Annotated in this window: 2 protein-coding genes and 1 pseudogene; 2 read left to right on the top strand and 1 reads right to left on the bottom strand. The window is 40.1% G+C overall.

Annotated elements, in window-relative coordinates; genetic code table 11:
* Positions 1 to 708: 3-dehydroquinate synthase family protein (locus VB654_RS15075; protein ID WP_323214594.1), on the top strand; the 708-nt coding region annotated here is incomplete at its 5' end.
* A gap of 264 nt (positions 709 to 972) precedes the next feature.
* Positions 973 to 6,273 carry a CHAT domain-containing protein gene (locus VB654_RS15080; RefSeq protein WP_323214595.1) on the top strand — a complete coding sequence of 1,767 codons (5,301 nt, stop codon included), beginning with the start codon at positions 973 to 975 and terminating at the stop codon, positions 6,271 to 6,273.
* A gap of 176 nt (positions 6,274 to 6,449) precedes the next feature.
* Here the strand turns inward: VB654_RS15080 and VB654_RS15085 are convergent.
* Positions 6,450 to 7,040 (bottom strand): annotated as a pseudogene (locus tag VB654_RS15085) (transmembrane sensor domain protein); the annotation flags it as partial.

A 7,040-nucleotide genomic window follows, 5' to 3' on the forward strand; every position in this document is an offset into this window, starting at 1 on the left:
GTACCTACTACCCTATTAGCAATGGTAGATTCGGCAATTGGTGGCAAAACTGGCGTGAACCATCCCCAGGGCAAAAACTTGATTGGGGCTTTTCATCAGCCACGCTTGGTATTAATTAGCCCAGAAACACTTAAAACTCTCCCCATGAATGAATTTCGGGCTGGAATGGCAGAGGTGATTAAATACGGTGTAATTTGGGATGCCGAATTATTTGCCGCCATGGAAGCAAGTAAACACCTGAATCAACTGCGCTACATAAAGCCGGAATTTATAGAATACATATTAACCCGTTCTTGTCAAGCCAAAGCTGATGTTGTCGGCAAGGATGAAAAGGAAGGCGGAATCAGGGCGATTCTCAACTATGGCCATACCATTGGTCATGCCGTGGAAAGTTTAACAGGTTATCGTGTATTCAAACATGGTGAGGCTGTGGCTATTGGCATGGTAGCAGCTGGACAAATTGCTGTGGAACTGGGAATGTGGAAACAGGAAGAGACAGAAAGGCAAAATGCCCTAATTCAAAAGGCGGGTTTACCAACTCGGCTACCTGAAGCTATAGATATTGAAGCGATTATTGATGCCTTGCAATTAGATAAAAAAGTTAAAGCAGGTAAAGTGAGGTTTGTTTTACCAACCCAGATGGGCATGGTGACAGTTACCGATGAAGTCCCGACTGCAACTATCCGAGGGGTATTGCAAAAAATGTAATTTGCTTTGAATTGTAGATGGTGTAGCCTTGTCACGCCACTACACCTATTTCAAAATCAATGTTTGATTTTGTGTGAAATTTTATAACAATTGACCCGTGGGATTAAAGGTAATAATAGAATATACCATAATCAATAAATATGTTTGATACAGTAAAAACTTACGTATTTAAATATTAAAGCATAATTAACATGATAACATACAGCAAATTGATGCTGTGGCGGTGTATTACCTTTGAGTTTTTTATTGTTATTCAAAAATATTATGATTATGCAACCAGCAATTTCTTTGATCATCACTGTTTACAATCGAGAACGTTACCTCAGCGCTGCTATTGATAGCATCATAGCTCAAACCAGAAATGATTTTGAGTTATTGATTTGGGATGATGGTTCTACAGATAGTTCACCAGATATTGCCCGTGAGTATGCCCAGCGCGATCGCCGTATCAAGGTAATAGTAGCAGAACATTTAGGACGCGGATTGGCCTTAAAAACAGCGATCGCTCAAACTAATGCCCCTTACCTCGGTTGGGTAGATAGTGATGATTTGTTGCATCCCGAAGCACTGGCAAAAACCGCAGCTGTTTTGGATATTAAACCAGATATTGGTTGGGTTTACACCGATTATTTAGATATTGATGAACATAAGACAGTTCTTAGCTATGGCTATCGTTGTCTCGTACCTTACAACCGAGAAGAACTATTAAATAAGTTCATGACATTTCACTTTCGGTTAATGCGTCGGGAAGTGTTTGAATTGGCAGGAGGAATTGATGAATCGCTGGAATTTGTAGAAGACTATGATTTATGTTTGCGACTTTCTGAAGTTGCCCAGGTGCAACATATTTATCAGCCACTTTACTACTACCGCACCCATGCAGAAAGCATATCCTGGCAACAACGACAAGAGCAAATCAGGCGATCGCGTTTAGCAGTTTCCCAAGCCCAGCAACGCCGCAAGTCTCGACAAAAAATTTGGAGATTGGCAAATAAGTCAGGTTCTCTTGTAACTCAACTAACTAAACGGCTGATTCCCCAAGTCAAAATTTTTGCTGTTAGTAATTTATCTTTACTAATTGGGTTGTTTACCAATTTTGCCCCAGCCCAATCAATTACACCTGCATCGGATGGGACTGGGACTGTCACCAATACCCAAGGCAATAATATTGATATTAGTGGCGGAACCTTGAGTAGCGATCAGACAAACTTATTTCATAGCTTCTCAAAATTTGGGCTAGATGCCAATCAAACAGCCAACTTTCTTTCTAACCCCAATATCCAGAATATTTTAGGGCGGGTCACAGGTGGCGATGCTTCTTTAATTAATGGATTAATCACAGTTACAGGGGGCAATTCCAACTTATTTTTAATTAATCCGGCAGGAATTATCTTTGGTGCTAATGCTAGTTTAAACGTCCCAGCCTCCTTTACGGCAACAACAGCTAACCGCATCGGCTTCGGTGAAAATTGGTTTAACTCTAGCGGTGCAAATAACTATACTCAATTACTGGGTACACCTAATAGCTTTGCCTTTGATTCGAGTGTAGCTGGTGCGATTGTCAATGAAGGCAATCTTACTGTCCCATCAGGTAATTTAGCTTTACTAGGTGGGACTGTAGCGAGTACTGGAGAACTGGCAGCGCCAGGAGGTAACATCACAGTTGCTGCTGTACCGGGTACAAGCTTGCTACGCCTAAGCATAGACGGAAACCCCCTCAGTTTAGAAGTTCAACCCCTAAATAGCAATGATCCATCAGAAAATTCTCTAGCTAAATTGTTAACCGGTGGTGGTGGTGATAATGCTTCCAGATTGCAAGTTAATAGCAACGGTGAGGTAGAACTAACTGGTTCAGGCTTAGGAGTTGAGAATGGTGATGTGGTAGTGAAAAAAGCAACTGCTGAGACTGCTACACTCACTGCTAACCGGAATTTAACATTACCAGAAAGTCAACTTTTAACTACCGGAAATCTGAACTTATTAGCTGAAAATATCGTGAAAGTTCGTGAAAGTTCTGCCAATGCTTTTACTGCGATCGCTGGTGGTAATCTTTACGTTCAAGGTAATCAAGGTATTGATGTTTTAGCAATTGATCATTTAGATAAAACGCCTTTTGTCAGTGGTGGTGATTTAACATTTGTCAGTGATGGTCAAATTTCCCTTGATGCACACTTTGCTAGTGGTGGCAAGTTTTCTATTCTCAATACTCAAGGTCAAAGTAATAAGTTTATCAGTCTTTATGATCCGATAATTAGTGCTAATGAAGATGTGATCTTTGCAAGTTATACAGGACCGTCACTTAAGGTAGAATCAACAGGAAGTATCACTGTTAATGGTGATATTACTATCACCCAAGAAGATTTTATTCTCTCTTCTTTCTGTAGTGATGGTGGTTGCTCACCTGATGCCGAACTCTTGGGTGATGAAGCGGCTTTAATTTTAAGAGCAGGTGTCAGCGAATTAATAGAAACTAATTTTAATGCTGATGAACTAACAAATTTAAATCCTGACGGTAACTTATCATCACCAGGAAATATTACTGTAACTGGCAATATTAGTACTAATCCTTATGGCGGTCCAGTGATTATGAGTGCCACAGGAGATATAACACTTGCCAGTATAGAAACATTATCTAGCTTTTTTTCTACTAGTGGTCGAGTTGAATTAGTATCTGGAGGTAATATCACAACAGATGTTATTTCTACTGCATCTACTCAATCTGGTACTGCTACAGCTGGAAATGTGACATTAGACGCTGGCGGCAATATTACAACAGATACCATTAGTGCTTTTGCCAACAGTGGAGAAGGAGAGGCTACCAGTGGGTTAGTAGATATCAAAGCTGGTGGCACTATTGAAATAACTGCTATTGATTCCTTTGCACAAAGTAGCTTTGGTGATGCTACAGCTGGAAATGTGATTTTACAAGCTGGAGGTAGTATTCAAACAGGTACAATTAGCGCTTTTGGTAGATCCTCTTTTGAAGCATCAGCCACAGGTGGTTTAGTAGAGATCAATGCTGGAGGGAATATTCAAATAAATGCTATTGATTCCTTTGCACAAAGTAGCTCTGGTAATGCTACAGGTAGAAACATTACATTAAATACAGGAGCAAATATCACTACTGGTTTAATTAATTCCTTTGCTACGGTAGATTTGGCAGGTAACGCTACAGGTGGTGTCATAAACCTAACAGCTGGCGGAACTATTACCACAAGTAATATTGATTCTTTTGCAGCTAATGGGTTTGATAATGAAAATGGAGATGATATTGTTGGTGATGCTACATCTGGAAATATCACATTAGAATCGGAAGGTAATATCAATACAGGTGCTATTAATTCCTCAACAAGTGTATCAGGAACTGCTAGAAGTGGCGGAATTAATTTACAAGTAAATAGTACTGGCACGATTGTCACAGGTGCTATGAATTCTTCAGCTCTTTCTATTAATAGTTTCGATTCTGCCTTTGGTGGCCCGGTTACTTTACAAACTTCGCAAATCGGTAGTGATATCACCTTTGAAAGTATCAATACTCAAGCTGTTGATATTCTTGGTGGTACTGCTGAAGGTGGTAATGTTAATATTCTAGCTAATGGTGTAGTGAGAGGATTGGGGTTAATTGGCGAGACTAATAATACTATCCTCACTAATGGCGCAACGCAACCAGGTTCCGTGACAATTCAACATGATGGTGGGGCGAATAATGAGCCGTTTATTGTTGGTAATGCTAGTCTGAATGGTATACGAGGCAGCATTAATAATGGAATTGATCAAATAACACCAGATTCATTACTCAATACATTTCCGGTACTACCCACAAACGGAACTGCTGATGGTACGCCAAGCAATATTTCAATTAATTCAATTAATACGCCACCAACTTTAACAGCAAATACAGTGTTACCAACCACTGGAGAAAACCAATCTATAACATTTAGGTTTGGTGATTTCAATGTATCGACAAACGATGTCAACGCAGATAATGTGACTGTGAGTTTGGAAGGATTATCTGGTACTCTGACACTAGAAGACGGTACGCCAGTCACCTCAGAAACCCCTCTTTCTGCTGAAACGGTTTTAATTTACACGCCACCAGCAAATACTAGTGGTGAAAGTATTCCAGCTTTGAGGATTATAACTAGCGATCGCGTTTCTGATTCGTCACAACAAATATCCGTCAACGTTACTCCTACACCACCACCAGAAGTACCAGAAACAGAAACAGAAACAGAAACAGAAACAGATGCCGATGAGTTAAAAAAAGATTCCAATATACTATTACCTGTAGATGGAAAATCTGCTTTAAACGATGTACTTGAAACTGCTGTAGCTACAACTGAACAAGAGTTTACGAATCAATTTCAAGAATACTTAGGAAAAGAAGACCAAATTCAAATTACAACTGTTAATCAAACCCGTGATATCCTACAAAATATTGAAAAAGCAGTTGGGATTAAACCCGCCATCATCTATGTCAGTTTTGTACCCAATACCCTTCCAGGCTCTAATATCCCACAAAATGTTGACTCGCCAGATGATCTTTTAGAATTAATAATGGTTACTGCTAGAGGTAAAGTAATTCGTAAAGTAGTAGATGTCAAGCGATCGCAAGTTATCCCAGTCGTCCAACAATTTAGAAGCCGAGTCACAGATCCCATATTACGTAGAGACTATCTAGATAAAGCCCAACAACTTCATCAATGGCTGATTCAACCCATTCAGGCTGAACTAAAAGAGCGAGAAATTAACAATTTAGCATTTATCATGGATAAGGGATTGCGATCGCTACCTGTGGCGGCGCTTCATGATGGTGAAAAATATTTAGTCGAAAACTACAGCGTTGGCTTAGTACCCAGTCTCAGCCTGACTGATACCGAATATGTAGACATTAAAGATGCTGAAGTTTTGGGTATGGGTGCTTCCCAATTCACCGATCAACAGCCTTTACCTGCCGTACCTGTAGAATTAGATACAATTACCCTGCGGTTGTGGTCGGGTGAATCCTTCTTAAACGAAGATTTTACATTACAGAATCTGCAAGCCCAACGTCAACAAAAACCCTTTGGTATTATCCACTTAGCTACCCACGGTGAATTTAGACCAGGTTCCCCCAGTAACTCCTATATTCAATTATGGGATACCAGGTTACAAATGGATCAACTGCGGCAATTAGGCTGGAATAACCCCCCTGTACAGCTAGTGGTGCTGAGTGCTTGTCGTACAGCCGTAGGAGATACAGAAGCAGAATTAGGCTTTGCCAGTTTTGCAGTCCAAGCCGGTGTCAAGTCTGCACTAGCCAGTTTATGGTATGTATCAGATGAAGGGACTCTAGGATTGATTAGCGAATTTTACGAACAACTCAAACAAGCACCCATCAAATCTGAAGCACTCAGACAAGCACAAGTAGGGATGCTCAAAGGGCAGATCCGCTTGGAAGATGGTAAACTCAAATTCTCTAGTTTTAATGCAGATTTACCCCCAGAGATTGCTGAACTAGGCGATAAAAACCTTAGCCATCCTTATTTTTGGTCAGCCTTTACCATGATTGGTAATCCTTGGTAATAAAAGGGGGTTTTGTCCCTCCTGGGGCAAATTCTGAAATCCGGTGCTGACATCTATAGCGGTTTTCGTCAGCCTTGATGTAGGGCGGGTTTATGACAATTATTATTGGTAATTGAACATATTTGTCATAGCTTGCATAGCCATACCCGCCCCTACCAATTTTATACTCAGCACTATTACTGATTATTTTCTCTCAGTTTTTTACTCCGAATTTGTAATTGTTCTAAATAGTCATTTTCTTCCTCCTCTTCATCATCTGTTGTTTGTGAAAGCACTATTCCCAAATCATTGGTATCATCGGTGTTGTTTGCTTGCATATTTAGTTTATTGCGCCTATCACACACCTGCTGCAAATAATCAATTTCTGTTTCAGGTGCGCTAACTTCAGTTTCACTGGAACTATCAGCTATTTCTTCAAAACCAAGAGGATGGGATTCTAAATTGTTGACAACTTCCGGAGATACTGCCAAAACTTCTCGATTGTCTTTATTCCGTAGATCCTTAGCCTTATTTTGCAATTCTAAAAAATAATCACTTTCGACAATTGCCGCTACTTCTTCTTCTTTTTTAGCTTCGTCAATCTCAATATTGATTTTTAAGAAGCCTTTTACAGTCTTGACAATTGTGGCTGCGTGTCTATCTATCAATATGATCATAGTAGCCGTGATAATCAGTCCCATGATGCTTGGTACTAGAGGTATCCATCCAGCCTGAAGAAATATTATATAAGTACTGCCGCATAAAATTGCGATCGCCACCCCAGTACC

The organism is Nodularia sp. UHCC 0506, from assembly GCF_034931045.1.
Taxonomy (GTDB): Bacteria; Cyanobacteriota; Cyanobacteriia; order Cyanobacteriales; family Nostocaceae; genus Nodularia.